At 70.3% G+C, this 25,278-nt stretch carries 20 protein-coding genes; 8 read left to right on the forward strand and 12 right to left on the reverse strand.

The genetic code is table 11. From position 1 onward, the window contains the following. Positions 1-21: 21 nt before the first annotated feature. Complete coding sequence (locus tag OG885_RS28690; RefSeq protein ID WP_405736699.1) at positions 22-1,605, forward strand: beta-N-acetylhexosaminidase; 1,584 nt, start codon at positions 22-24, stop codon at positions 1,603-1,605. A gap of 112 nt (positions 1,606-1,717) precedes the next feature. On the opposite strand, the gene OG885_RS28695 is transcribed toward OG885_RS28690, so the two are convergent. From OG885_RS28695 to OG885_RS28740, 10 genes are all read right to left on the reverse strand, one after another. Beyond that, positions 1,718-3,490 carry an IucA/IucC family protein gene (locus OG885_RS28695; protein ID WP_405736702.1) on the reverse strand — a complete coding sequence of 591 codons (1,773 nt, stop codon included), beginning with the start codon at positions 3,488-3,490 and terminating at the stop codon, positions 1,718-1,720. Beyond that, positions 3,487-4,032, reverse strand: a complete 546-nt coding sequence (locus OG885_RS28700) for a GNAT family N-acetyltransferase (protein ID WP_405736705.1) — start codon at positions 4,030-4,032, stop codon at positions 3,487-3,489. Before OG885_RS28700 ends, OG885_RS28695 begins: the two co-directional genes overlap by 4 nt. Further along, positions 4,029-5,306 carry a lysine N(6)-hydroxylase/L-ornithine N(5)-oxygenase family protein gene (locus OG885_RS28705; RefSeq protein ID WP_405736707.1) on the reverse strand — a complete coding sequence of 426 codons (1,278 nt, stop codon included), beginning with the start codon at positions 5,304-5,306 and terminating at the stop codon, positions 4,029-4,031. Before OG885_RS28705 ends, OG885_RS28700 begins: the two co-directional genes overlap by 4 nt. Next, positions 5,290-6,732: a lysine decarboxylase DesA gene (gene desA / locus OG885_RS28710; protein WP_405736710.1), complete on the reverse strand. Its 1,443-nt coding sequence runs from the start codon at positions 6,730-6,732 to the stop codon at positions 5,290-5,292. Before desA ends, OG885_RS28705 begins: the two co-directional genes overlap by 17 nt. A 231-nt stretch (positions 6,733-6,963) precedes the next feature. Further along, entirely contained in the window at positions 6,964-7,818 is an 855-nt protein-coding gene (locus OG885_RS28715) for a siderophore-interacting protein (RefSeq protein WP_405736713.1), read from the reverse strand. 117 nt (positions 7,819-7,935) lie between these two features. Continuing rightward, positions 7,936-8,985: an ABC transporter substrate-binding protein gene (locus tag OG885_RS28720; protein WP_405736715.1), complete on the reverse strand. Its 1,050-nt coding sequence runs from the start codon at positions 8,983-8,985 to the stop codon at positions 7,936-7,938. 134 nt (positions 8,986-9,119) lie between these two features. After that, complete coding sequence (locus OG885_RS28725; protein WP_405736718.1) at positions 9,120-10,280, reverse strand: acyl-CoA dehydrogenase family protein; 1,161 nt, start codon at positions 10,278-10,280, stop codon at positions 9,120-9,122. Between the two features lie 6 nt (positions 10,281-10,286). Next, the gene (locus OG885_RS28730) at positions 10,287-11,219 is read right to left on the reverse strand and encodes a hydroxymethylglutaryl-CoA lyase (protein WP_405736721.1); all 933 of its coding nucleotides are present in this window, start codon (positions 11,217-11,219) and stop codon (positions 10,287-10,289) included. Then, positions 11,216-13,138, reverse strand: coding sequence for an acetyl/propionyl/methylcrotonyl-CoA carboxylase subunit alpha (locus tag OG885_RS28735; protein ID WP_405736723.1), 1,923 nt, complete (start codon positions 13,136-13,138; stop codon positions 11,216-11,218). The genes OG885_RS28730 and OG885_RS28735 overlap by 4 nt, the downstream gene beginning before the upstream one ends. Positions 13,139-13,144: 6 nt before the next feature. Next, positions 13,145-14,761: a carboxyl transferase domain-containing protein gene (locus OG885_RS28740; RefSeq protein WP_405736725.1), complete on the reverse strand. Its 1,617-nt coding sequence runs from the start codon at positions 14,759-14,761 to the stop codon at positions 13,145-13,147. Between the two features lie 95 nt (positions 14,762-14,856). Between OG885_RS28740 and OG885_RS28745 the strand changes: the two genes are divergently transcribed. The 4 genes from OG885_RS28745 (at position 14,857) to OG885_RS28760 (ending at position 18,640) form a co-directional block, all read left to right on the forward strand. Then, a complete protein-coding gene (locus OG885_RS28745; RefSeq protein ID WP_399961889.1) occupies positions 14,857-15,450 on the forward strand; it encodes a TetR/AcrR family transcriptional regulator in 594 nt (197 codons plus the stop codon). 118 nt (positions 15,451-15,568) lie between these two features. Continuing rightward, positions 15,569-16,726: an acyl-CoA dehydrogenase family protein gene (locus tag OG885_RS28750; RefSeq protein ID WP_194075874.1), complete on the forward strand. Its 1,158-nt coding sequence runs from the start codon at positions 15,569-15,571 to the stop codon at positions 16,724-16,726. A gap of 58 nt (positions 16,727-16,784) precedes the next feature. Continuing rightward, on the forward strand, positions 16,785-17,657 hold the full coding sequence (locus tag OG885_RS28755; RefSeq protein WP_405736728.1) for an acyl-CoA thioesterase: 873 nt from the start codon (positions 16,785-16,787) through the stop codon (positions 17,655-17,657). Between the two features lie 5 nt (positions 17,658-17,662). Continuing rightward, complete coding sequence (locus OG885_RS28760) at positions 17,663-18,640, forward strand: cation diffusion facilitator family transporter (protein WP_405736731.1); 978 nt, start codon at positions 17,663-17,665, stop codon at positions 18,638-18,640. Positions 18,641-18,668: 28 nt separating this feature from the next. On the opposite strand, the gene OG885_RS28765 is transcribed toward OG885_RS28760, so the two are convergent. Together OG885_RS28765 and OG885_RS28770 are read right to left on the reverse strand one after the other, a co-directional pair. After that, entirely contained in the window at positions 18,669-19,457 is a 789-nt protein-coding gene (locus tag OG885_RS28765) for a phosphatase (RefSeq protein ID WP_405736734.1), read from the reverse strand. A 62-nt stretch (positions 19,458-19,519) separates the two neighbouring features. Then, entirely contained in the window at positions 19,520-20,983 is a 1,464-nt protein-coding gene (locus tag OG885_RS28770) for a PucR family transcriptional regulator ligand-binding domain-containing protein (RefSeq protein WP_405736737.1), read from the reverse strand. Between the two features lie 123 nt (positions 20,984-21,106). On the opposite strand from OG885_RS28770, the gene OG885_RS28775 reads away from it, so the two are divergent. From OG885_RS28775 to OG885_RS28785, 3 genes are read left to right on the forward strand one after another with little or no spacing between them, the layout of a single operon-like run. Continuing rightward, positions 21,107-22,564, forward strand: coding sequence for a sodium:solute symporter (locus tag OG885_RS28775; RefSeq protein ID WP_405736740.1), 1,458 nt, complete (start codon positions 21,107-21,109; stop codon positions 22,562-22,564). 57 nt (positions 22,565-22,621) lie between these two features. Further along, complete coding sequence (speB, locus tag OG885_RS28780; RefSeq protein ID WP_405736743.1) at positions 22,622-23,593, forward strand: agmatinase; 972 nt, start codon at positions 22,622-22,624, stop codon at positions 23,591-23,593. Further along, positions 23,590-25,275, forward strand: a complete 1,686-nt coding sequence (locus OG885_RS28785; protein WP_405736746.1) for a thiamine pyrophosphate-binding protein — start codon at positions 23,590-23,592, stop codon at positions 25,273-25,275. Before speB ends, OG885_RS28785 begins: the two co-directional genes overlap by 4 nt. Positions 25,276-25,278 lie beyond the last annotated feature (3 nt).

Consider the following 25,278-nt stretch of genomic DNA (forward strand, 5'->3'; position numbering starts at 1 on the left):
TGGACCATGAAAGGGGCGCAGGTGAGACGGAAGCGCGGAACGACTCCCCGTACGACCCGAGTTCTGGGCGCGTTGCTGCTGGTGGCGGTGGGCTCGCTCACCGTGGGCGCGGCGCCGACGCCCGCCGGGGCCGCACCGCTCGACCAGGTGATTCCGGCCCCCACGAAGGTGACGCCGGGCGGATCGCCGTACCGCATCACGACGAAGACCCGTATCGGCGTGGACGACTCGCGGGAGGTGCGCCGGGTCGGCGAGTACCTCGCGGGGGTGCTGCGACCGTCCACCGGCTATCGGCTGCCGGTGCGTGCGGGGCGCGGCGGTGACATTCAACTGCGGCTTGCCCAAGGCCCGTTCGGCGCGGAGGGCTACCGGCTCGACAGCGGGGCCAAGGGTGTCACCATCACCGCCGCCCAGCCAGCCGGCCTCTTCCACGGTGTGCAGACCCTGCGGCAGTTGCTGCCGGCGAAGGTCGAGAAGGACACCGTGCAGTCCGGCCCCTGGCTGGTCGCGGGCGGCACCGTCACCGACAGCCCGCGCTACGGCTGGCGCGGCGCCATGCTCGACGTGTCCCGGCACTTCTTCACCGTGGACCAGGTGAAGCGGTACATCGACCAGTTGGCGCTCTACAAGGTCAACAAGCTGCATCTGCACCTGAGTGACGACCAGGGCTGGCGCATCGCGATCGACTCCTGGCCGCGCCTCACCACGTACGGCGGTTCCACGCAGGTCGGGGGCGGCCCCGGCGGCTTCTACACCAAGGCCGACTACAAGGAGATCGTCCGGTACGCGTCCTCGCGCTATCTGGAGGTCGTTCCCGAGATCGACATGCCGGGGCACACCAACGCGGCGCTCGCCTCGTACGCCGAGTTGAACTGTGACGGGGTCGCCCCGCCGCTCTACACCGGCACGGAGGTCGGGTTCAGCTCGCTGTGCGTCGGCGAGGACCGCACGTACGACTTCGTGGACGACGTGGTCCGGGAGCTGGCCGCGCTCACGCCGGGGAGGTATCTCCACATCGGTGGGGACGAGGCGCACTCGACCAGTCATGAGGACTACGTCAAGTTCATGGACCGGGTGCAGCCGATCGTCGCCAAGTACGGGAAGACCGTGGTGGGTTGGCACCAGCTCACCGGGGCGACGCCGACGAAGGGGGCCGTCGCCCAGTACTGGGGGCTCGATGACACCAGTGCGGAGGAGAAGGCGCAGGTGGCGAAGGCCGCGCAGGGCGGGACGGGGGTTGTGCTGTCGCCCGCTGATCGGGTGTACCTCGATATGAAATACACCGCGGACACGCCGTTGGGGCAGGACTGGGCGGGGCTGGTGGAGGTGCGGCGGGCTTACGACTGGGATCCGGGGGACTATCTGCCGGGGGTGCCGGGGTCTGCTGTGCGGGGGGTCGAGGCGCCGTTGTGGACGGAGACGGTCGTGACGTCCGCGGATCTTGAGTACATGGCGTTTCCGAGGTTGGCGGGGGTGGCTGAGTTGGGGTGGTCGCCGGCTGTTACGCATGACTGGGGGCGGTACAAGGTGCGGCTGGCTGCGCAGGCTGAGCGGTGGGAGGCGTTGGGGATTAACTACTACCGGTCGCCTCAGGTGCCGTGGTGATTTGGCTGCGGGCCGGTGGGGGCTGGTCGCGCAGTTCCCCGCGCCCCTGACGGCATGAAGTCGACGGGCGCCACGAAGGACCGTACCTCGTGGCGCCCGCCTGTCCCTGGGGTCAGAACCCCGCTATCGGGTTCCTCAAGGTGCCCACCAGCTGGAGTGCGCCCGCCGGGTCCGCCAGGTCGACCATCTGCTGGTTGTTGCGCAGTTGGAGGCGGTTGAGGCAGGACAGGGCGAACTCCGGGGCGAACATGTCGTACCGCTGGAACTTGTCGGCGAGTTCGGGCACCGACGCCTGGTACTCGCGGGTGATGTCCGCGACCGTCCGCCAGAAGTCGTCCTCCTCCAGGATTCCCTCGGCGGCGAGGTTCGCGGCGAGGAAGCGGAAGAAGCAGTCGAAGACGTCCGTGAAGATGGAGAGGAGCTTCTTGTCCTCCGGGACGTCCACGCGCAGCCGTTCCACCGTCGGCGGGAGCACCGCGTCGACGTCCATGACGGCGATCTCCTCGGCGATGTCCTTGTAGATCGCGCGGGTCACCGCGCCGTCCTTCAGGACCAGGATCACGTTCTCGCCGTGCGGCATGTAGACCAGGTCGTAGGCGTAGAAGCTGTGCAGGAGCGGGGTGAAGTACGCCGTCAGATAGCGGCGCAGCCACTCCACCGGGGTCAGGCCCGACTGCTCGATCAGGGCCCCGGCGAAGGACCGGCCCTCGTGGTCGACGTGGACCAGGGAGGCCATCGTCGCCAACGACTCGCCGTCCTGGAGGGAGTTGACCGGGCTCTCGCGCCACAGCGCCGCCAGCATCTTGCGGTACGGCGAGTAGCGGTCGGTCGCCGCCTCGTACTCCAGGTGGCGGTAGCCGACGGCCGCGCGCTCGCGGATGATCGACAGGCCGGCGGACTTCAACACCGGGTCGTTGTCGATGAGTTGGGCGAGCCAGTCGTTGATGGCCGGGGTGGCCTCCATGTACGCCGCCGAAAGGCCGCGCATGAAGCCCATGTTGATGACGGACAGGGCCGTCTTCACGTAGTGCTTTTGGGGGTTCGACCGGTTGAAGAAGGTCCGGATGGACTGCTGGGCCAGGTACTCGTCGTCGCCCTCGCCGAGGCAGACGAGGTGGCGGCGGGCGACCTCGGCGGCGAAGGTGACGGAGAGCTTGTTCCACCACTGCCAGGGGTGGACCGGGATGAGAAGGTAGTCGGCCGGGTCGAGCTGCTGGGCGCGCAGGGTGTCGTGGAAGCGCTCGACCGTCTCCGCACCCAACTCGTCGCGCACGAAGGTCTCGTACTCGATGCCGACGCCCGCCGTGAACGCGGCCCGGTCGCGGTGGGCGGCCAGCCAGACCAGACGGACCGGGTTCGCCGTCTCGGGGGCGTACGAGAGGTACTCGTGGATGCCGAAGCCGAGCCGGCCGTTGTTGGCGACGAAGCAGGGGTGGCCCTCGGTCATGCCGGTCTCGATGGCCTGGAAGCCACTGCCGACCAGCTCCGCGACCGGGATCTGCGGCTTGGTGAGCTTGTAGCAGGTGCCGGAGAGGGTGGAGGAGATCTCCTCCAGGTATACCGGCAGGATCTCGTCGCTCAGGCCCAGCGCCGTCTTCAGCTCGATGAAGAAGTCCAGCGCGGCGAGGGGGAGGTCGACGCCGTCTCGCCGACGGGAGAGGGAGTCGGCGTCGACCTGCCAGTGGTCGAGGGCGCGGCGGGTGGCGGTGAACCCGTAACGGGTCAGACCGTCGTCGCTGCGGACCTCGAAGCGGCCGTCGGCGGTGGCCTCCGGCATGATGAGCCGCTCGTGCGCGAACTCGGCGAGAGCCTTGCGGATGAGGAGGCGGTTGGCCTTCTCCCAGCGCTCGGGGGAGAGGTGGGCGACGGAGTCGGCGAGGCTCATGCGGGCACCTCCGTCGCGGCGCGGAACTGCTCGCGGGTGCAGAAACTGAGCAGCGCCCTTTTCTCCGGCTTCTCGATCTCCCGCTCGGGCACGAATCCGACAGCCGCGTTGAGGGCGTGGACGGCCTTGTTGGAGACGTCCGGCTCGACGACGACCCGCTCGACGGCCGGGTCCTCGAAGAGGTGGGCCATGACGGCGGTGATGACGGACCGGGTGAAGCCGTGGACCGGGGTGTCGGTCGCCGGGGTGAGGAAGTGCATGCCGACGTCGCCCGGCAACGGCTCGTACAGGCCCACCAGTTCACGGTGGGCGGGGTCGTACTTCTCCATCAGGAAGACGGGGACGCCGTACTCGTCGAGACCCAGCAGCGCGTGGTGGTGCTCGTCGGCCGCTATGTCCATGTACGCCCGCTCGACGTCCTCCAGTTTCGCGTCCTGCATCATCCAGAACGCGGCCTTGGGGTGGGTGACCCAGCCGTGCAGCAGCTCGGCGTCCTTGAGCGGGTCGAGGGGACGGAAGGTGAAGGTGTGGGGGGTGGTCATACGGAGAACTCCTGGAACGCGATCGTCTTCTCGACCGGGTAGTACTCGGTGCCGAGCAGCTCACGGATGATGTAGCTGTTGCGGTACGCACCCATGCCCAGGTCGGGCGAGGTGATGCTGTGGGTGTGCACGCCGGCGTTCTGGAGGAAGACGCCGCGGCCGGTGGTGTCGATCGAGTAGTTGCGGGCGACGTCGAAGTTGCCCTGCGAGTCGTAGCGCAGCCGGTCCTTGACGGGGGCAAGGAACTCGGGCTCGGCGTACTTGTATCCGGTGGCGAGGACCAGGCCCTGCGTCTGGAGGTCGTAGTCCTTCTCCTGCTCCTCCTGGCGGAAGGAGAGGGTGTAGGTGCCGTTCTCGTAAGCCGCCGAGTTCAGGGCCGAGTTGGTGAGCAGTCGGGTGGGGACGGGCCCGGCGAGGTTCTTCTGGTAGAGCAGGTCGAAGATCTCGTTGATGAGATCGCCGTCGATGCCCTTGAACAGGCCCTTCTGCTGGTCGGTGAGCCGGTAGCGGGTGGCCTCGGGCAGCTCGCGGTAGTAGTCGATGTACTCCGGGGAGGTCATCTCCAGCGTGAGCTTGGTGTATTCGAGGGGGAAGAAGCGGGGCGAGCGGGTCACCCAGTTCAGCCGGTACCCGTACACGTCGATCTCGGCGAGGAGGTCGTAGTAGATCTCGGCGGCGGACTGCCCGGAGCCGACGATCGTGATCGAGTCCTTCTTCTGAAGCTCCGCCTTGTTCTGCACATAGCGGGAGTTGTGGAAGAAGTCCCCGCCGAGACCGCGCACGGCCTCCGGGTAGTGGGGGGAGGTGCCGGTGCCGAGGACGAGGTGGCGGGCGCGGTAGACGTCGCCGGCCGTGGTCGTCACGACGTACACGTCAGCCACGTACTGGATGTCCGCGACCGTCGTGCCGAAGCGGACGCTGCTCAGCTTGTTCGCGGCCCAGCGGCAGTAGTCGTCGTACTCGACGCGCAGCGGGTAGAAGTTCTCCCGGATGTAGAACGAGTACAGCCGGCCCTTCTCCTTCAGGTAGTTCAGGAAGGAGTACGGCGAGGTCGGGTCGGCCAGCGTGACCAGGTCCGACATGAACGGCGTCTGGAGGTGGGCGCCTTCGAGGAACATGCCCGCGTGCCACTCGAAGTCGGGCTTCGACTCCAGGAAGACACCGTCGAGTTCGTCGATGGGCTCGGTGAGGCAGGCGAGACCGAGGTTGAACGGGCCGAGCCCGATCCCTACGAAGTCGTAGGTTTTGGTCGGGGTTTCAGGACGCGCGGTCAAGGGACTCTCCCAGGTACTGCTCGGCGTGGCCGGCGATCAGGTCGAGGACGGCGGCGATGTCTTCGGTCGTCGTCTCGGGGTTGAGCAGGGTGAACTTCAGGTAGTGGCGGCCCTGGACCTTGGTGCCCGCGACCACCGCGTCGCCGGAGGCGAACAGCGCCTTGCGGGCGTAGAGGTTGGCGCGGTCGATTTCGGCGGGATCGGTCACGGCGGCCGGGATGTAGCGGAAGACGAGGGTGGAGAGCGTCGGCTCGACGACGACGTCGTAGCGCGGGTCGGCGGCGAGGATCTTCCAGCCCTCGACGGCCAGGTCGCAGACCTCGTCGAAGAGCTGTCCGATGCCGTCGGCGCCCATCGTCCGCAGTGTGACCCACAGCTTGAGGGCGTCGAACCGGCGGGTGGTCTGCAGGGACTTGTCCACCTGGTTGGGGATGCGCTCCTGCACCATGCGCTTCGGGTTGAGGTACTCGGCGTGGTAGGTCGCGTGGCGGAGCGTGGCCGCGTCCCGTACCAGGACGGCGGACGAACTCACGGGCTGGAAGAAGGACTTGTGGTAGTCGACGGTGACCGAGTCGGCGCGCTCGATGCCGTCGATCCGGCCGCGGTACTTCACCGACGCGAGCAGTCCGCAGCCGTAGGCGGCGTCCACATGCATCCAGGTGCCGTACTGGGCGCACAGCTCGGCGATCTCGGGCAGCGGGTCGATGGAGCCGAAGTCGGTGGTGCCGGCGGTGGCGACGACGGCCATGGGGACGAGACCGGCGGCCTTGCAGCGCTCCAGCTCATGGGCGAGCGCGACGGTCTGCATCCGCTTGTTCTGGTCGACGGGGATGGTGACCACGGAGTCGGGGGAGAGGCCGAGGAGTTTGGCGGACTTCTTGACGCTGAAGTGGCTGACCTCGGAGGCGAAGATACGCAGTTTGGCGGTGCTGTCCGTCTTCGCCTCCTCACGGGCGAGGAGCAGCGCCTGGAGGTTGGACTGGGTGCCGCCGGAGGTGAACACCCCGTCGGCGGCCGGGCCGAGGCCGATCCGGGCCGTCGTCCAGTCGATGAGCTTGCGCTCGATGAGGGTGCCGCCGGCCGACTGGTCCCAGGTGTCCAGGGAGGAGTTGACCGCGGACAGGATCGCCTCGCCGACGACGGCCGGGATGACGACCGGGCAGTTGAGGTGGGCGAGATAGCGGGGGTGGTGGAAGTAGACCGCGTCGCGGAGGTAGACGTCCTCCAGCTCGTCGAGCACCGCGCCGGTGTCGAGCAGCGGCTTGTCGAGGTCGATCGCGTCGATGGTCGGGGCGAGGGCGTCGACGGTGACACCGGTGAACGGACGGTCGGTGGCGGCGAGTTTGGCTGCCACCCGCTCGATACCTTCGGTCACGGAGCGGCGGTACTGCTCCGCGGTCGTGTCATTGAGCAGGTGCGAGCGCATGGTGGGGGTCCTCCGGTGGGGAGCAGTCCGTGCGGGTCGGACGGGGGTGGGGACGCGATCTTGGCTTTGCCCTGATCTTGCTTACTTAGGTTAGCCTAACCTAAGTAACGGGAATAAAACGTGGCCTCGTGCGTGACTACGGTCACGTGGCCCGCAGTTGCCCCTGCGGGCACAGCAGTCACCGCCGTACGCCCGGGAGTTGGGCGTACGGCGGCTGCGGTCCCGCTGTGGTCACTCCGCGGCGCGGAGCTGTTCCTCGGTCATTCCCTGCCGCCAGTACCCGACGAAGGTGACGCTGCGGCGGTCGATGCCGCGCTCGCCGACGAAGTGCCGGCGCAGCTGCTTCACACAGCTCGACTCGCCCGCGATCCACACGTACGGCCGCTCGGCGTCCGGCAGTTGGGCGTCACGGATGGCGCCGAGGGCCATGGGGGACCCCTCGGCGCCCTCGTGGTCCCGGACGAACCAGGTGATCTCGGCGTCGGCCTCGGTCACCAGGTCCTGGATGTCGCCGGCGTGCTGCACCTCCAGCCACACCCGGGCACGGGTGCCGGCCGGCAGGGACTCCAGGATCGAGGAGACGGCCGGTACGGCGGTCTCGTCGCCCCAGATGAGGGTGAGGTCGCTGCCGTCGGCCGGCCGGAACCGGATGGCACGGTTGTCGGCGATGGCGGGACCGAGGAGGAGGACACGGTCCCCGGCGGAGGCCCGCGAGGCCCAGCGGGAAGCGGGCCCGGCCTGTGTGTCGGCGCCGGGCTCGACGCCGTGCAGCACGAAGTCGATGTCGATCTCGTCGGGGTCGCGGCGCAGCGAGCGAAGCGTGTACGACCGCATCACGGCCCGTACGTCATCGGGGAGTTCACGCCACGCCTGCCACCAGCCGTCACCGAGCTCGATCGGAACACGAGGCTCCGTCTGCCCCTCGGCGGGGAGGAAGAGCGACAGCGACTGATCGCACCCGTTGGAGTGGAACTCCCGCAGTTCTTCGCCGGAGAAGGTGACCCGGACGAGAGACGGCCCGAGTTGCCGCGCTCTCACGACGTGGAGAGAGAAGAACCGGAAGGGTGCGGCGACGGCGGTGGTCATGAGGGGTGCGCTCCTGAGTTGGCAGGGGGGCAAGGCTTGTTGCTTTTAGGGGCGCGGGGAACTGCGCGACCAGCCACAACCGGCCCGCAGTTCACCCACCACATCAAGCCCCGTTTCTCAGATGACCTTCTTCGCGTTCTCAAGAGCCTCGGCGAGGGTCTCGAGCAGCGGCGTGCACTTGTCGTACGACAGGATCGGCTCCGGCGACCGCGAGATGACCTGCCCGGCCTTCACGGCAGGCAGCTTCTTCCAGGTCGCCTCGGTGATGTCGGCCGGCTGAATCGTCGACGACCGGTCGTCCATCATGATGATGTCGGCCTTGTACTTGTCGACGTTCTCCCAGCTCAGCGACTCGTACCAGCCGCCGCCCTCGGCCTTGGACTTCTCGGAGGGCTCGACGAAGTTCACGCCGAGGGCCTTGAAGTACTCCAGGTCGATGGAGAGGTTGGTGCCGGAGACGTAGAAGATGTCCTGGCTGGCGGAACCGGCCATCACCTTGATGTTCGGCTTCGCCTTCGCGGCGGCGCGCAGCCGGGTCGCGGCGGCCTCGAACTTCTTCTTGGCGTCGGTGACGGTGGCGGCCGTCATGTCGGCGCCGAGGGACTCGGCCAGCTCCCACATGCGCTGGAGCGGCTCGGTGATCTGGCGGTCGTAGACGGAGATGCCGACGCTCGGGGCGAGCTTGGCGATCTTGTCCTTGGAGGCGGCCGGGACGTACCAGAGGGTGCCGGCGTCGTCGAACATCGTGGTGATGAGGACGTCCGGGGCGAGGGCGGCGTACTTCTCGACGTTGAACTGGTCCCAGACGTTGCCGAGGATCTCGACCTTGGAGATGTCCATGTCGCCGGCCTGGACGTCGGCCTTGCCGTCGGCGGTCTTGGTCGGGCCGAAGACGCCCTTCACGGAGATGCCGTAGTCGTGGAGCGCGGCGGCGACGCCGGTGAAGGCGACGATGTTCGCCGGGATCTTGTCGAGCTTGACCTCTGTGCCGCGGTCGTCCTTGAACGTCCAGGGGCCGGACTTCTTCGCGGCGGCGGTCTCCTCGCCAGAGCCACCGCTTTTCGCGTCGTCGTCACCGCAGGCCGCGAGCACGGCACCGAGGCCGAGGGCGCCGCCCGCGGCGAGCATGCCGCGACGGGTGAGGTGGGTGGCTCTGGCGTTGGGCATGGTGTGGCTGCTTTCGAACGGGGCGGAACGCCCGCCGGACAAGTTCGAAGGTAGGTTAGCCTAACCTCAGATCTTGTCCAGGGGGTGGGGCCCCTTGTCATCGAAGCTGTGCCCCACCTGTGGGGGCTCGACGCTCAGCTGGTGAGCCCCAACTCCCTTGCAATCAGCATCCGTTGGACCTCGCTCGTCCCCTCCCCGATCTCCAGGATCTTGGAGTCGCGCCACATGCGGGCCACCGGGTACTCGTTCATGAAGCCGTACCCGCCGTGCACCTGGGTGGCGTCGCGGGCGTTGTCCACCGCGATCGTCGAGGAGTAGAGCTTGGCCAGTGCCGCTTCCTTCTTGAAGGGCTCGCCCGAGACCAGACGTGAGGCCGCGTCGCGCCAGGCGAGGCGGGCCGTGTGGGCCTTCATCTCCATGTCGGCGATCTTGAACTGGATGGCTTGGTTGGCGCCGATCGGTTTGCCGAAGGCGTGGCGTTCCTTGGCGTACTTGACCGACTCGTCCACGCAGCCTTGCGCCAGGCCCGTGGCCAGAGCCGCGATGGCGATGCGGCCCTCGTCCAGGATGCGAAGGAACTGGGCGTAGCCGCGGCCCTCCTCGCCGAGCAGGTTCGCCGCCGGGACGCGGACGTCGACGAACGACAACTCCCGTGTGTCCGAGGCGTTCCAGCCCACCTTCGAGTACGGTGCCGCCACCGTGAAGCCCGGCGTGCCCGACGGGACGATGATCGAGGAGATCAGCGGCTTGCCGTCGGGCTTGCGGCCGGTCACCGCCGTCACCGTCACCAGACCCGTGATGTCCGTACCGGAGTTGGTGATGAAGCACTTCGTGCCGTTGATCACCCATTCGTTCGTCTCGGGGTCCAGACGGGCCGTCGTACGCGTCGCGCCCGCGTCGCTGCCGCCGTCCGGTTCCGTCAGACCGAACGCGCCCAGGATCTCGCCCGCGCAGAGACGCGGGAGCCACTCCCGCTTCTGGGCCTCTGTGCCGTACAGATGCAGCGGCATCGCGCCCAGCGACACCCCCGCCTCCAGCGTGATCGCCACGGACGAGTCGACGCGCGCGAGTTCCTCCAGGGCCACGCCCAGCGCCATGTAGTCGCCGCCCATACCGCCGTACTCCTCGGGGAACGGCAGCCCGAACAGGCCCATGCGGCCCATCTCGCGGACGATGTCGTACGGGAACTCGTGGTGTTCGTAGTAGTCGGCGATCTTCGGCGCCACTACGTCGTGTGCGAACTCCTCTACCGTGCGGCGGAGTTCTTCGAGTTCGGGGGAGAGTCGGTGGTCCATCGCGGGTCACTGCTCCTTGTGGGACAGGGCTCGAACGGTGCGGGACGGGCTGGGTCGGCCCAGGTGGTCGGCCATCCAGGCGCTGGTGGCGACAAGACGGTCGAGGTCGACCCCGGTGTCGATGCCGAGGCCTTGCAGCATCCACACGAGGTCTTCGGTGGCGAGGTTGCCGGTGGCGGACTTGGCGTACGGGCAGCCGCCGAGACCGCCGGCGGAGGCGTCGACCGTGGTGACGCCGTGCACCAGGGCGGCGTAGGTGTTGGCGAGCGCCTGGCCGTAGGTGTCGTGGAAGTGCACGCCGAGCGCGGACGTCGGGATTCCCTCTTCGTTCAACGCCCCCAGCAGCGCCCGTACATGGCCCGGGGTCGCCACGCCGATCGTGTCGCCCAGGCTCAGTTCGTCGCAGCCCATGTCGAGCAGCGCCCGGCAGACCCGGACGACCTGCGGGACCGGCACCGCGCCCTCCCAGGGGTCGCCGAAGCACATGGAGAGGTAGCCGCGGACATGGACGCCCGCCTCCTTCCCGCGTGCCACCGTCGGCTCGAACATGGCCAGCGCCTCGTCCATCGTCCGGTTGAGGTTGGCCTTCGCGAACGACTCGCTGGCGCTGGCGAAGACGGCGATCCGGGTCGCGCCCAGCGCCAGGGCGCGCTCCAGGCCGCGTTCGTTCGGGACGAGGACCGGCAGATCCGCCTTCACGTCGGCCAGTCGCGGGAACAGCTGCTCCGCGTCCGCCAGTTGGGGCACCCACTTGGGGTGGACGAAGCTGGTCGCCTCGATCGTCGTCAGGCCCGCTCCGGCGAGGCGGTGGACGAACTCCGCCTTGACGTCCGTCGGGACGGTCGCCTTCTCGTTCTGCAGGCCGTCGCGGGCGCCGACCTCGTGGATACGGACGCGCGACGGCAGGCCTTCCTGCGGTACGACCATGGGGAGTGTCATGTCTCGTCCTCCACGGGGGTGATGACGGCCAGCACCTGGTCCATCGCGACCGTCGTGCCCGGCTTGACGTCCAGTTCGGCGACCGTGCCCGCGTGCGGGGCGGAGATGACGTGCTCCATCTTCATCGCCTCCACCACCAGCAGGCTCTGGCCCGCCGCCACCTCGTCCCCCACGGCGACCTTCACCACCGTCACCGTCCCCGGCATGGGCGCGGTGAGCGAGTCGGCGCCCGCGTGGGCCGCGCCGGACAGGGACGCGGCCACCGGGTCGTGGTCCCGCACGTGCCAGGCGTCGCCGTCGCGGCCGAGCCAGTCGGCGGCGCGGTGGAAGGTGTGCCGGACGCCGTCCAGCAGCACGCTCACCCGGTCGTCCGTGACGGTCGCGGTGCCGCGCGGGGTGTACTCCACCGGGTCCTGGACGCGGAGGGGGAAGGCGACCGGCCTGGGCGTGCCGCCCAGCCGCCAGCCGCTCGGCACGGAGAAGGGGTCCGTCCAGCCGTCGCCGTCTCCGGCTCGCGGCTTCAGGGCCTCCAGGCGTACGGCCGCCGCCGCCTCGTAGACCTCCTCCGGTACGTCCGTCGCGACCAGGCCGTCCACCTCGCGCTCCACCAGGCCCGTGTCCAACTCGCCCGCCACCACCGCCGGATGGGCCAGCAGGCGGCGCAGGAAGCCCGCGTTGGTCTGTACGCCCAGCGTGACCGTGTCCGCGAGGGCCGCGCGGAGCTTGCGGATCGCCGTCGCGCGGTCGGGGCCGTACGCGATCACCTTGGACAGCATCGGGTCGTACAGGCTGCCGACCTCCGCACCCTCGCTGAGCCCGGAGTCCGTGCGGACGCCGTCGCCCTGCGGCTCGCGCAGCCGCACCACCGTGCCGCCTGAGGGGAGGAAGCCGCGCGCTGGGTCCTCCGCGCAGATGCGCGCCTCGATCGCGTGCCCGGTGAGCCGTACGTCCTCCTGGCCGAAGTCCAGTCGCTCGCCCGCCGCCACCCGCAGTTGCCACTCCACCAGGTCCAGGCCGGTGATGAGTTCGGTGACCGGGTGTTCCACCTGGAGGCGGGTGTTCATCTCCATGAAGTAGTAGGAGGCGGGGTCGTTGCCGGGGACGATGAACTCCACCGTGCCCGCGCCCCGGTAGCCGCACGAGCGCGCCGCCTGGACCGCCGCCTCGCCCATCGCCGCGCGCGTGGCCTCGTCCAGGAGGACCGACGGGGCCTCCTCGATGATCTTCTGGTGGCGGCGCTGGAGGGAGCACTCGCGCTCGCCGAGGTGGACGACATTGCCGTGCCCGTCGGCCAGGACCTGGATCTCGATGTGCCGGGGGCGGTCGATCCACCGCTCCACCAGCAGCGTGTCGTCACCGAAGGAGGCGCGGGCCTCGCGGCGGGCGGCGGCGATCTCGTCGTCCAGCACCGACAGATCCCGCACCAGCCGCATGCCCTTGCCGCCACCGCCGGCGCTCGGCTTCAGCAGCACCGGGGCGCCCAGGTCGCGAGCAGCCGCCGCCAGTTCCGGGTCACGGCCGCCGGGCACCACCGGCACCCCCGCCGCGGCCACCGTCTCCTTGGCGCGGATCTTGTCGCCCATGAGGGCGATGGCCTCGGCGGGCGGGCCGATGAAGACCAGCCCGGCGTCGGCGCACGCGCGTGCGAAGGCCGCGTTCTCGGCGAGGAAGCCGTAGCCGGGGTGGACGGCCTGGGCGCCCGTCGCCGCGGCGGCCTCCAGCAGCCGCTCGATGGACAGATAGCTCTCGGCGGCCGGTGCCGGGCCCAGTCGTACCGCCGTGTCGGCCTCCCGGACGTGCCGGGCGTCCGCGTCGGCGTCGGAGAAGACGGCGACGGAGCGCACGCCCAGCGCGCGCAGGGTCCGGATGACGCGGACGGCGATCTCGCCGCGGTTCGCCACAAGAACGGTGTCAAACATGGGTCCTCACATCCGGAAGACGCCGAACTGGGGGTCACCCAGCGGGGCGTTCGCGCAGGCGGTCAGGGCGAGACCCAGCACCTGGCGGGTCTCCAGGGGGTCGATGACCCCGTCGTCCCACAGGCGGGCCGTCGCGTAGTAGGCATTCCCCTGATGGTCGTACTGCGCACGGATCGGGTCCTTGAAGGCCTCCTCGTCCTCCGCGGGCCAGTTCTCGCCGCGGGACTCCAGCTGGTCCCGCTTGACGGTCGCGAGGACCGACGCGGCCTGTTCGCCGCCCATCACCGAGATCTTGGCGTTGGGCCACATCCACAGGAAGCGGGGCGAGTAGGCCCGGCCGCACATGGAGTAGTTGCCGGCGCCGTACGAGCCGCCGACCACCACCGTCAGCTTCGGCACGCGCGTGCAGGCCACGGCCGTGACCATCTTCGCGCCGTGCTTGGCGATGCCACCCGCCTCGTACGAACGCCCCACCATGAACCCGGAGATGTTCTGCAGGAACACCAGCGGGATGCCGCGCTGGTCGCACAGCTCGATGAAGTGGGCGCCCTTCTGGGCGGACTCGGAGAACAGGATGCCGTTGTTGGCGACGATGCCGACCGGGTGGCCGTGGATCCGGGCGAAGCCGGTGACCAGGGTCTGCCCGAACTCGGACTTGAACTCCGAGAAGCGCGAGCCGTCGACCACGCGCGCGATGACCTCGCGTACGTCATAGGGGGTGCGGGAGTCGACCGGGACGGCGCCGTAGAGACCGTACGGGTCCACCTTCGGTTCCACGGCCGGCTCCACGGACCACGGGAGCGCCCCGCGCGCGGGGAGCGTGGCGACGATGTTCCGCACGATCCGCAGGGCGTGGGCGTCGTCCTCGGCGAGGTGGTCGGTGACGCCGGAGACCCGGGAGTGGACCTCGCCGCCGCCCAGCTCCTCGGCGGTGACGACCTCTCCGGTGGCGGCCTTCACCAGGGGTGGGCCGCCGAGGAAGATCGTGCCCTGGTTGCGGACGATCACGGCCTCGTCGCTCATCGCGGGCACATAGGCACCGCCGGCCGTGCAGGAGCCGAGGACGGCGGCGATCTGGGGGATGCCGGCGCCCGACATCCGGGCCTGGTTGTAGAAGATCCGCCCGAAGTGCTCGCGGTCGGGGAAGACCTCGTCCTGCATGGGCAGGAAGGCCCCGCCGGAGTCCACCAGATACAGACAGGGCAGCCGGTTCTCCAGGGCGACTTCCTGGGCGCGCAGATGCTTCTTCACCGTCATCGGGTAGTACGTGCCGCCCTTGACGGTCGCGTCGTTGGCGACGATCACGCACTCGCGCCCGCTGACCCGCCCGATCCCGGCGATCACACCGGCGGCCGGGGCCTGCCCCTCGTACAGCCCGTCGGCGGCGAGCGGGGCCAGCTCAAGGAAGGGCGAGCCCGGGTCGAGGAGGGTGTCCACACGGTCGCGCGGCAGCAGCTTGCCGCGCGCGGTGTGCCGGGCACGCGCCTTCTCACCCCCGCCGAGCCGAGCGGCGGCCAGCTTGCCGCGCAGCTCCCCGACGAGTGCGAGGTGCGCTTCCTCGTTGGCCCGCCAGGCCTCCGACGCGGGTTCTGCCGCGCTCGTCAGCTCCGGTGCCTCGTGCATCCTGCGGTCCCCTCACCCAGTGGTCGACTGTTAATGAGCGTTAACCATTTCCTTCAGGTTAACGACCGCTAACCTCCCTGTCTAGAATTGCTTCCATGGCCACCAGAACCGACGCCCCCACCCGGCGCGAGCAGATCCTCAAGGAGGCCGCGCGCCTCTTCGCCGAGCGCGGCTTCCACGGCGTCGGCGTGGACGAGATAGGGGCCGCCGTCGGCATCAGCGGCCCCGGCCTCTACCGGCACTTCGCGGGCAAGGACGCGATGCTGGCGGAGCTGCTGGTGGGGATCAGCGAGCAGCTGCTGCGGGGCGCGCGGCGGCGACTGGCCGAGGCGGACGGCTCCTCGGCGGCGGACGTCCTCGACTCCCTGATCGAGGGCCATATCGACTTCGCCCTGGACGACCGCCCCCTCATCACCCTCCACGACCGCGAGCTGGACCGCCTGCGCGACAGCGACCGCAAGCTGGTCCGCCAGCTCCAGCGGCAGTACGTGGAGCTGTGGGTGGAGGTCGTCCGCGAGGTGTACCCGGCGCTGACGGAGCCCACCGCGCGGTCCGCCGTCCACTCGGTCTTCGGCCTCCTGAACTCCACCCCGCATCTGGGCCGGCCGGGCGCGCTCCCGGGGCGGGGCGTCACGGCGGTGCTGCTGCACCGGATGGCCCGGGGGGCCTTCGGGGCGGCGGGGGAGTGACGAGCGTTACGGAGGGGTTCCCCCGGACGGCCTGGACGGCCCTCCCTACCGGCCGGTACCTTTATCTTCTGAGCAAGCGCTTAGACAAGCGACCCTGAGCCAGGTGGAGGTGGCGGACGTGCGCCGTACGGTGTTCAACGAGGATCACGAGGCGTTCCGGGAGACCCTCCGGGCCTTCATCGAGGCCGAGGTCGTCCCCGTTTACGACGAGTGGTTCGCGGCCGGCCAGGCGCCGCGCGAGTTCTACTACAAGCTCGCCGAGTTGGGCCTCTTCGGCATCAACGTGCCGGAGGAGTTCGGCGGCGCCGGCATCGACTCGTACAAGTTCGAGGCCGTGATGTACGAGGAGACGGCCCGCGCGGGCGTCCACTTCGGCGGCTCCGGTGTGCATGTGCTGCTCGCCCTGCCCTACATCAAGATGCTCGCCACCGACGAGCAGAAGAAGCGCTACCTGCCGAAGTTCGTCTCCGCCGAGGAGATGTGGGCGCTGGCGATGACCGAGCCGGGCACCGGTTCCGACCTCGCGGGCATGAAGACCACCGCCAAGCTGAGCGAGGACGGCACGCACTACGTCCTCAACGGCGCCAAGACCTTCATCACCGGTGGCGTGCACGCCGACCGCGTGATCGTGGCCGCCCGTACCGCCGCCTCCACCGCCGAGGACCGCCGCCACGGCATCTCCCTCTTCGCCGTGGACACCAAGGCCGAGGGCTACTCGATCGGCCGCAAGCTCGACAAGCTGGGCCTGCGCACCTCCGACACCGCCGAGCTGGCGTTCGTCGACGTGAAGGTGCCCGTCGAGGACCTGCTCGGCGAGGAGAACAAGGGCTTCTACTACCTCGGCCACAACCTGGCGTCCGAGCGCTGGGGCATCGCCTTCGGCGCCTACGCGCAGGCCAAGGCCGCCGTCCGGTTCGCCCAGCAGTACGTCACGGACCGCACGGTCTTCGGCAAGCCCGTCGCCACCTTCCAGAACACCAAGTTCGAGCTGGCCGCCTGCAAGGCCGAGGTCGACGCAGCCGAGGCGGTCGCCGACCGTGCCACCGAGGCGCTGGACGCGGGCGAGCTGACCCCGGCCGAGGCCGCTTCCGCGAAGCTGTTCTGCACCGAGGTCGCGCACCGCGTCATCGACCGCTGCCTCCAGCTGCACGGCGGCTACGGCTTCATGAACGAGTACCCGATCGCCCGCCTGTACGCGGACAACCGCGTCAACCGGATCTACGGCGGCACGAACGAGATCATGAAGACGATCATCGCCAAGGACATGGGTCTGTAAGAACGCAGGACACGGGTCCGTAAGACCCCCGCAACTGCTGACCAGTAGAAATGACTGCATGAGTCAGGCACTACAGGGTCTCCTCGATCTGCTCGACCTGGAGCAGATCGAGGAGAACATCTTCCGCGGCCGGTCCCGGCCCGCCATCGTCCCGCGCGTCTTCGGCGGTCAGGTCGCGGCCCAGGCGCTCGTCGCCGCCGGGCGGACCGTCCCCGAGGACCGCCTCGCCCACTCCCTGCACGCGTACTTCCTGCGCCCCGGGGACCCCGGCGCGCCGATCGTCTACACGGTCGAGCGCATGAACGACGGCCGCTCCTTCACCGCCCGCCGGGTCGTCGCCGTCCAGCACGGCCAGCCGATCTTCGCGCTGTCGGCGTCCTTCCAGAGGTACGAGGAGGGCTTCGACCACCAGGCTCCGATGCCGGCCGCCCCCGACCCCGCCACGCTCCCCACCTCCGCCGAGCGGCTGCGGGGGTACGACCACATCGCCCCCGAGGTCGTCGAGAGGTTCATCGAGGCCCGCGAGGCGATCGACCTGCGCCATGTCGACGAGCCGCCGTACGGGAGGTTCGGTGAGCCGCGCGAGCCGCACTCGCAGGTCTGGTTCCGCACCAACGGCAAGCTCGCCGACGACCCCCTGCTGCATGTCGTCCTCGCCACCTACGTCTCCGACATGACCCTCCTCGACTCCATCCTGCTCGCGCACGGGCGCGGCGGCTGGGCGACCGGGGACGTCGTCGGCGCCTCCCTCGACCACGCGATGTGGTTCCACCGGCCCTTCCGCGCCGACGAATGGCTCCTGTACGACCAGGAGTCGCCGTCCGCGCACGGCGGCCGCGGCCTCGGCCAGGCGCGCATCTACACCCAGGACGGACAGCTCGCCATCTCGGTGATCCAGGAAGGCGTGGTCCGGGCACCTCGGCAACACTGAGGGGCATGACCGCAGCGGAAGCAGAAACAGCAACGGGCGGCGGCGAGAGCACCTTCACAGTGATCGTGGCCGCCGTCGCCAACCTCGGGATCGCCCTCGCCAAGGCGGTCGCCGGTGTGATCAGCGGCTCCAGCGCGATGCTCTCCGAGGCCGCGCACTCGGTCGCCGACACCGTCACCGAGGTCCTGCTGCTCACCGCCCTGAAGCGCAGCGAGAAGCCCGCCGACGAGGAACACCCCCTCGGCTACGGCCCCGAGCGCTACATCTGGGCCATGCTGGCCGCCGTCGCCACCTTCGTCGGCGGCGCGGTCTTCTCCTTGTACGACGGCATCCACACCCTCGTCGAGGGCGAGGACCTCGGCGACCCGCTCGTCTCGTACATCGTCCTCGGCGTCGCCTTCCTGCTGGAGGGCTACTCGCTGCGCACCGGGCTGAAGCAGGCCCGCGGGGAGGCGGCCCGCTTCCGGACGCCGTTCAAGCGCTATCTGCGCCACACCCCGGACACCGCCGTGAAGGCCGTCGTCCTGGAGGACTCCGCGGCGCTGATCGGCCTCGTGCTCGCCGCGGGCGGGCTGCTCGGCGGCCAGCTCACCGGTTCGGGCGTGTGGGACGGGGTCGCCTCGCTGCTCATCGGGCTGTTGCTGCTGTGCGTGGCGTGGGTGCTCGGGCGCTCCAACGCCGAGCTGCTCATCGGCCGTCCGCTGCCGCGGTCCATGCGGGAGCGGATCAGGGCGGAGCTGCTGGCGGTGGAGCACATCGAGGCCGTCCTTGAGCTGACGACCCTGGTCCAGGGGCCGCGCGAGGCGCTGGTCGCCGCCAAGGTCGACTTCCGGGACGTGTCGACGGCGGCCCAGATCGAGTGGGCCTGCGAACAGGCCGAGCTCCGGCTGCGGGCGGAGTTCCCCGGCGTGACGAGGGTCTACCTGGACCCGACGCCGGGGCACGCGCAGCAGCGGACGGAGGGGCTGAACCCCTGGCCCTGAGGGCCTTTAAGGGCGGGTCACTTCAGGGTCACTTCAGGCCCGCCTCCGCCAGCAGATACGCCGTCATCGGGTCGTAGTGCCGCGGGCTGACGACATGGTCGTCGAGGGGGACCGTCACCTGGACGGTGCCCTCCGCCTCGCCGAGGAAGAGGGCGGGGTCGTTGCAGTCGGCGTACCCGACGGAGTCGACGCCGTGCTGGGCGGCGTACCCGGCCCATCCGTGGTCGGCGACGACCAGGTCCGGCAGCGGACGCCCGTCGCGCTCCATGCCCGTCAGGATGGCCTTCATCGGCTCGCCCGAGTGGGTGTGCCACAGCGAGGCGCCGTGCTCCAGCATCGCCACGTCGGCGAACTGCATGACGTACCCCTCCTCCGTCTGCAGCCCCTCCGGGATGACGACGATCTCGCAGCCGGCCGCCCGCAGCGCGACGGCGGTGGAGTGGTGCACCTCCAGCAGGCCGCCCGGGTGACCGGTGGCGAACAGCACCCGCTGCTGTCCCTCCGCCGCCTTCCGCAGCCGCGCCGCCATGCGCTCCAGCCCGTCCACCGTCAGCTCGGGGTCGATGGTGTCCTGGCCGTACCGGTACTCGGGGTCGTCGTTGACACCCACCCGCTCCGCCATCACCGCGAGCACGTCCTGCTCGTCGCTCCAGCGGTCGCCGAGCTCCAGGCCGAGCCAGTAGTGGCGGTTGCCGTTGGCGAGCTGACGGTAGTGGGAGAGGTTGTTCTCTCGGGGCGTCGCGACGTCGCCCGCGATGCGGGTCCGTACAAGGTGGTCGACGAGCTCGGCGCGGCTGGGAGTCCCGGGTATCGGCATGGGGTCCATTGTGAGGCAGGCGACTGTGCACGTGCCGGGTGTCCCGGACGCTGGGACGCGGGTCACTCACGCAGGGCGAACCACAACTCCATGCGTACGTCGGGGTCGTCGAGGTCGGCGTCGAGCAACCCCGCGCACTTGGCGACCCGCTGCCGCACGGTGTTGCGGTGCACGGCGAGCGCCACGGCCGTCCGGTCCCAACTGCCGTGCAGGGACAGCCAGGTGCGCAGGGTGTCCAGCAGGGCGGGGGAGCCGGCGAGGGGCGCGAGGAGGGCGCGGGCGTGCGCCTCGGCGGCGTCGGGTGCGACCAGGGCGGCCAGGCGGGCGCGACCGTCGTGCCGGACGAGCGGGGCACGGGTGGCGCGGGCACGGGCCAGGGCGCGGGCGGCCTGGGTGTCGGCGACGGCCCAGCCACGGGGCTCGACGGCGGCGCTCACGCCCAGGGCCCAGCCGGGCTGCGGGGCGGCCGGCTCCCGCTCGGCCGGCACGAGGACGCGTACGACGTCCTTCGCGACGTCGACCAGCGGCGACCCGAGCGCGGCGCCCAGCGCGGAGGCCGCCACGGCGTCCGGCGTCTGCGCGTCGGGGCGGGCGTGCACCACGACCCAGCGCCCGGCCCCCAGCAGCACCGCCACCTCCTCGGGCCGGCCGCCCAGCAGCAGCCGTACCAGCGCCGAGGAGCGGGCCGCTCCCGAGCCGCTCTGGTGCTCGCCGGTGAGGAGGGAGAGCAGGACGGCGGCGACGGAGGCGATCGTGTGGTCGCCGGGCTCGCGGGCGGGGGCGGCCACCCCGAGGACGAAGCCCTGACCGGCGCCGAGGGCGTAGGCGGCGAGGTGGGTGCCGGCGGCGCTGTGCGTGGCGGAGGTGGGGGTGCCGGGACCGGAGGGGCGTACGACCTGGGCCAGCTCGGCCAGCGCGAGCCGGGCGCCGTCCTCCACGGCCCGCCCCGCCGCCGCGATCTCCGTCCCCTCCGGCCCGTACAGCACCGCCCGTCCCCCCACCCGCTGGGCCAGTTGGCGCAGGACGGACGGCACCGGGTCCGGGCGGGACGCGGCGGCGGCGAGGCTCTGCTGGGCCTCGGTCACGCGGCGGAGTTCGGCGAGGCGGGCCTGGGCCATGAGCTGCCACACAGCGCGGGCCACGCCGGAGAACGTGGTCTGGGGCGGGACCTCGATCAGGGGGAGTTCATAGGCGTCGCAGGCCGCCACCAGGGCGCGCGGCACCGTGTCGTGCACCGGCGCCACGCCGAAGCCGAGAGCCGCTCCGCCCGCAGCCACGATCCGGGCGACGTAGTCGTCGAAGTACGCCCCCGACCCGGCCGCCTCCGGCACATGCACGCCCGCGGTCAGCAGCAGCTCGCCGCCCAGCAGATACGGGTACGGGTCGGCCATCTCCGAGGTGTGCGCCCAGTGGATGACGGCGGCCGGGTCCACGGGGCCGGCGATCTGCCGCAGCGCGAGGTCCTCGCGGGCCAGGAGTGCGGCCAGCGGGACGGGTGGGGTGGGCGGGACGGCCGGGTCCGGCATGGTGTGCGTTTCCTTCACTCCGAACGGCCTCAATGGATGAAAAGTACACTTCGCAGCCGCTTTCCGGCCACCTAGTGTCGGTGCTCGTCACCCGCCGGCGAGACCCGAGCGAAGGAGGGCCCTGTGGCCGTCGACTACACAGTGATCGTTGTCTATCTGCTCGGCATGCTGGCCGTGGGCTGGTGGGGCATGCGCCGCGCCAAGTCCAAGAGCGAGTTCCTGGTCGCGGGCCGCCGCCTCGGCCCCGCGATGTACTCCGGCACCATGGCCGCCATCGTCCTCGGCGGCGCCTCCACCATCGGCGGCGTCGGCCTCGGCTACCAGTACGGCCTCTCCGGCGCCTGGATGGTCTTCACCATCGGCCTCGGACTGCTGGCGCTGAGCGTCTTCTTCTCCGCCCGCATCGCCCGCCTCAAGGTCTACACCGTCTCCGAGATGCTCGATCTCCGGTACGGCGGCCGGGCCGGAGTCATCTCCGGCCTCGTCATGTGGGCGTACACCCTCATGCTCGCGGTCACCTCCACCATCGCCTACGCCACGATCTTCGACGTCCTCTTCGACATGAACCGGACCGTCGCGATCGTCCTCGGCGGCTCGATCGTCGTCGCGTACTCGACGCTCGGCGGCATGTGGTCGATCACCCTGACCGACATGGTGCAGTTCGTCGTCAAGACGATCGGCGTACTGCTCCTGCTGCTCCCCATCGCGGTCGTCAAGGCGGGCGGCTTCGGCGAGATGAAGGCCAAGCTGCCCACCTCGTACTTCGACCCGCTGGGCATCGGCGGCGAGACGATCTTCACCTATGTGCTGATCTATACGTTCGGCATGCTCATCGGCCAGGACATCTGGCAGCGCGTCTTCACAGCCCGCAGCGACACGACCGCCAAGTGGGGCGGCACGGTCGCGGGTACGTACTGCCTGGTCTACGCCCTCGCAGGCGCCGTCATCGGCACGGCTGCCAAGGTCCTCTACCCCAACCTGGCCAACGCGGACGACGCCTTCGCCACCATCGTCAAGGACGAACTCCCGGTCGGCGTACGGGGCCTGGTGCTGGCCGCCGCGCTCGCCGCCGTGATGTCGACGTCCTCCGGCGCGCTGATCGCCTGCGCGACGGTCGCCAACAACGACATCTGGTCGCGGCTGCGCGGAAAGGCCACGGGCGGCGAGCGGGACGAGGTGGCGGGCAACCGCGCCTTCATCCTCATCATGGGCGTCGGCGTCATCGGCACGGCCATCGCCCTCAACAACGTCGTCGAGGCGCTGACCGTGGCGTACAACCTGCTCGTCGGCGGCCTCCTCGTGCCGATCCTCGGCGGTCTGCTGTGGAAGCGCGGCACGGTGTACGGCGCCCTCGCGTCCGTGATCGTCGGCGGCCTCGCGGTCATCGGCCTGATGGCGGGCTACGGCATCCTCGCCAACGAACCCGTCTACTACGGCCTGCTGTCGTCCCTCGCCGCCTACGTGGTCGTGTCCCTGGCCACCCCGGCGACCGACGAGGCCGTCCTCACCGCCTGGCGCGAGCGGCTGGCCGGCCGTGGCGCCCCCGAACTCGTGTCCGAACCGGTCCCGGCTCCCCAGTAGAGTCGAGTGCAGATTCCGCACATACGTGATGAAGCGTAGGAAAGAAGGCATTACCTCATGAGCAGCAACGAGACGCCCCGCGGCCCCGTCGACTCCTCCCGCATCCCGCGGTACGCCGGCCCCGCGACCTTCGCCCGGCTGCCCCGCCTCGACGAGGTCGGCCGCGCCGACGTCGCCGTCGTGGGCGTGCCGTTCGACTCGGGCGTCTCGTACCGGCCGGGCGCCCGCTTCGGGGGCAACGCGATCCGCGAGGCGTCTCGGCTGCTGCGCCCGTACAACCCGGCGCAGGACGCCTCCCCGTTCGCCCTCGCGCAGGTGGCGGACGCCGGCGACATCGCGGTGAACCCGTTCAACATCAACGAGGCCGTCGACACCGTCGAGGCGGCGGCGGACGACCTCCTCGGCACAGGCGCCCGTCTGATGACCCTCGGCGGCGACCACACCATCGCGCTGCCGTTGCTGCGCTCGGTCGCCAAGAAGCACGGCCCGGTCGCCCTGCTCCACTTCGACGCCCACCTCGACACCTGGGACACCTACTTCGGCGCCGAGTACACGCACGGCACGCCGTTCCGGCGGGCGGTGGAGGAAGGCATCCTCGACACCTCCGCGCTCTCCCACGTCGGCACGCGCGGGCCCCTGTACGGCAAGCAGGACCTGACCGACGACGAGAAGCTGGGCTTCGGCATCGTCACGTCCGCGGACGTCTACCGCCGCGGCGCCGACGAGGTGGCCGACCAGCTCCGCCAGCGCATCGGCGACCGCCCCCTCTACATCTCCATCGACATCGACTGCCTGGACCCGGCCCACGCCCCCGGCACGGGCACGCCCGAGGCGGGCGGCATGACGTCGAGGGAGCTCCTGGAGATCCTCCGGGGGCTGGCTGGGTGTCACCTGGTCTCGGCCGACGTCGTCGAGGTGGCCCCCGCGTACGATCACGCGGAGATCACGTCGGTGGCCGCGTCCCACACCGCGTACGAACTGACCACGATCATGTCCCGCCAGATCGCCCAGGAGAAGGCAGCGAAGTGACCCACGACCACGACCTGGTGCTCCGCCCGACGGAAGCGCAGACCGCCGCCGCCCTGAACCCGCCCGCCGGCCGGAACGGCGGAGACCTGGTCGTGGAGACACTGGCCGCGCTCGGCACGACGACGGTCTTCGGCCTGCCGGGCCAGCACGCGCTCGGCATGTTCGACGCGCTGCGGCGCAGCGATCTGCGCTATGTGGGCCTGCGGGTGGAGAACAACGCGGGGTTCGCGGCGGACGCGTACGGCCGCATCACGGGCGAGGCGGCCCCGCTGCTCCTCTCGACCGGCCCGGGCGCGCTGACGTCCCTGGCCGCGCTTCAGGAGGCGGCGGCGGCGTCGGCGCCGGTCCTCGCGATCAGTAGCCAGATCCCGTCCGCCGGTCTGGGCGGCGGCCGCCACGGTTACTTGCACGAACTCCCGGACCAGTCGGCCTCCTTCCGGGGCGTGGTGAAGTCGGTCCACACCGTCCGTACCCAGTCCCAGATCCCGTCCGCGATCGAGGCGGCCTGGAAGTCGGCGCTGACCGCCCCGCACGGCCCGGTGTGGGTGGAGATCCCGCAGGACGTGCTGCTGGCTCCCACGCGGATCCCCGTGGTGACGGGCGGCGACGCGTTCCCTGAGGAACTCCCGCCGCGGGTCGAACTGACGGCGCTGGCGGCGGACTTGCTGTCCAAGGCGGCCCGCCCGGCGATCATCGCGGGCGGGGGAGTCGTACGCTCCGACGCCTCGCGCAAGCTGCGCCAGCTGGCGGAGCTGCTCCAGGCCCCGGTGGTGACGACGCCGGGCGGCAAGGGAGCGTTCCCCTGGAACCACCCCCTGTCCCTCCAGTCCTGGATCGAGGACCGGTACGTCACGGACTTCCTGGAGGACGCGGACGTCCTGCTGGTGGTGGGTTCGGGACTGGGTGAACTGTCCTCCAACTACCACACGTTCAAGCCGCGGGGCCGGGTCATCCAGATCGAGGCGGACCTCGGCAAACTGGAGTCGAACCACCCCGCACTGGGCATCCACGCGGACGCGCGACTGGCGTTGCAGGCGCTGCTGGAGACGGTGGGGAGGCGGACCGACGAAGGCGCTCCGGAGCGGGTGCGCGAGGTGCTCACGAAGGTCGCCGAGCGCATCGCCTCCCAGGAACTCACTCTGGAACAGGACGTGTTGGCGTCGGTGCGCAAGGCGCTCCCCGCCGATTCCCCGTCCTTCTGGGACATGACGATCCTCGCGTACTGGGCCTGGTCCGCCTTCGACGCCAAGGGCCCCAACCTCCTCCACTCCGCCCAGGGCGCCGGCGGCCTCGGCTACGGCTTCCCGGCGGCGCTGGGCGCGGCGGTGGCCGACGGTTCGCGTCCGGTGCTGGCGGTGTCGGGGGACGGGGGTGCGCTGTACTCGATCGCGGAGTTGGCCACCGCCCGCCAGTACGACCTGAACGTGACGTGGCTGATCGTCGACGACGGTGGCTACGGCATCCTGCGCGAGTACATGACGGACGCGTTCGGCGAGGCGACGGCGACGGAACTGACGCGGCCGGACTATGTGGCCCTCGCCGAGTCCTTCGGGGTACCGGGGGTGCGGACGACGCCGGAGACGCTGGAGGCGGACCTGGCGAAGGCGTTGGGGGAGCCGGGGCCTTCGGTGGTCGTACTCCCGGCGGTGCTGCGGATGTTCGCGCCGACCCACCTGGGCTGAGCT

It is taken from the genome of Streptomyces sp. NBC_00028, assembly GCF_045041065.1.
Lineage (GTDB): Bacteria > Actinomycetota > Actinomycetes > Streptomycetales > Streptomycetaceae > Streptomyces.

Coding starts and splice junctions, on each gene's coding strand:
- OG885_RS28695 (WP_405736702.1), bottom strand. CDS start 3,490: ATGAGCCTCGCCGACTCCGTCGCCCACCTCTCCCCCGAGCGCTGGGAG.
- OG885_RS28700 (WP_405736705.1), bottom strand. CDS start 4,032: ATGACCACCCCCCACACCTTCACCTTCCGTCCCCTCGACCCGCTCAAG.
- desA (WP_405736710.1), bottom strand. CDS start 6,732: ATGCGCTCGCACCTGCTCAATGACACGACCGCGGAGCAGTACCGCCGC.
- OG885_RS28715 (WP_405736713.1), bottom strand. CDS start 7,818: ATGACCACCGCCGTCGCCGCACCCTTCCGGTTCTTCTCTCTCCACGTC.
- OG885_RS28720 (WP_405736715.1), bottom strand. CDS start 8,985: ATGCCCAACGCCAGAGCCACCCACCTCACCCGTCGCGGCATGCTCGCC.
- OG885_RS28725 (WP_405736718.1), bottom strand. CDS start 10,280: ATGGACCACCGACTCTCCCCCGAACTCGAAGAACTCCGCCGCACGGTA.
- OG885_RS28730 (WP_405736721.1), bottom strand. CDS start 11,219: ATGACACTCCCCATGGTCGTACCGCAGGAAGGCCTGCCGTCGCGCGTC.
- OG885_RS28735 (WP_405736723.1), bottom strand. CDS start 13,138: ATGTTTGACACCGTTCTTGTGGCGAACCGCGGCGAGATCGCCGTCCGC.
- OG885_RS28740 (WP_405736725.1), bottom strand. CDS start 14,761: ATGCACGAGGCACCGGAGCTGACGAGCGCGGCAGAACCCGCGTCGGAG.
- OG885_RS28745 (WP_399961889.1), top strand. CDS start 14,857: ATGGCCACCAGAACCGACGCCCCCACCCGGCGCGAGCAGATCCTCAAG.
- OG885_RS28755 (WP_405736728.1), top strand. CDS start 16,785: ATGAGTCAGGCACTACAGGGTCTCCTCGATCTGCTCGACCTGGAGCAG.
- OG885_RS28760 (WP_405736731.1), top strand. CDS start 17,663: ATGACCGCAGCGGAAGCAGAAACAGCAACGGGCGGCGGCGAGAGCACC.
- OG885_RS28765 (WP_405736734.1), bottom strand. CDS start 19,457: ATGCCGATACCCGGGACTCCCAGCCGCGCCGAGCTCGTCGACCACCTT.
- OG885_RS28770 (WP_405736737.1), bottom strand. CDS start 20,983: ATGCCGGACCCGGCCGTCCCGCCCACCCCACCCGTCCCGCTGGCCGCA.
- speB (WP_405736743.1), top strand. CDS start 22,622: ATGAGCAGCAACGAGACGCCCCGCGGCCCCGTCGACTCCTCCCGCATC.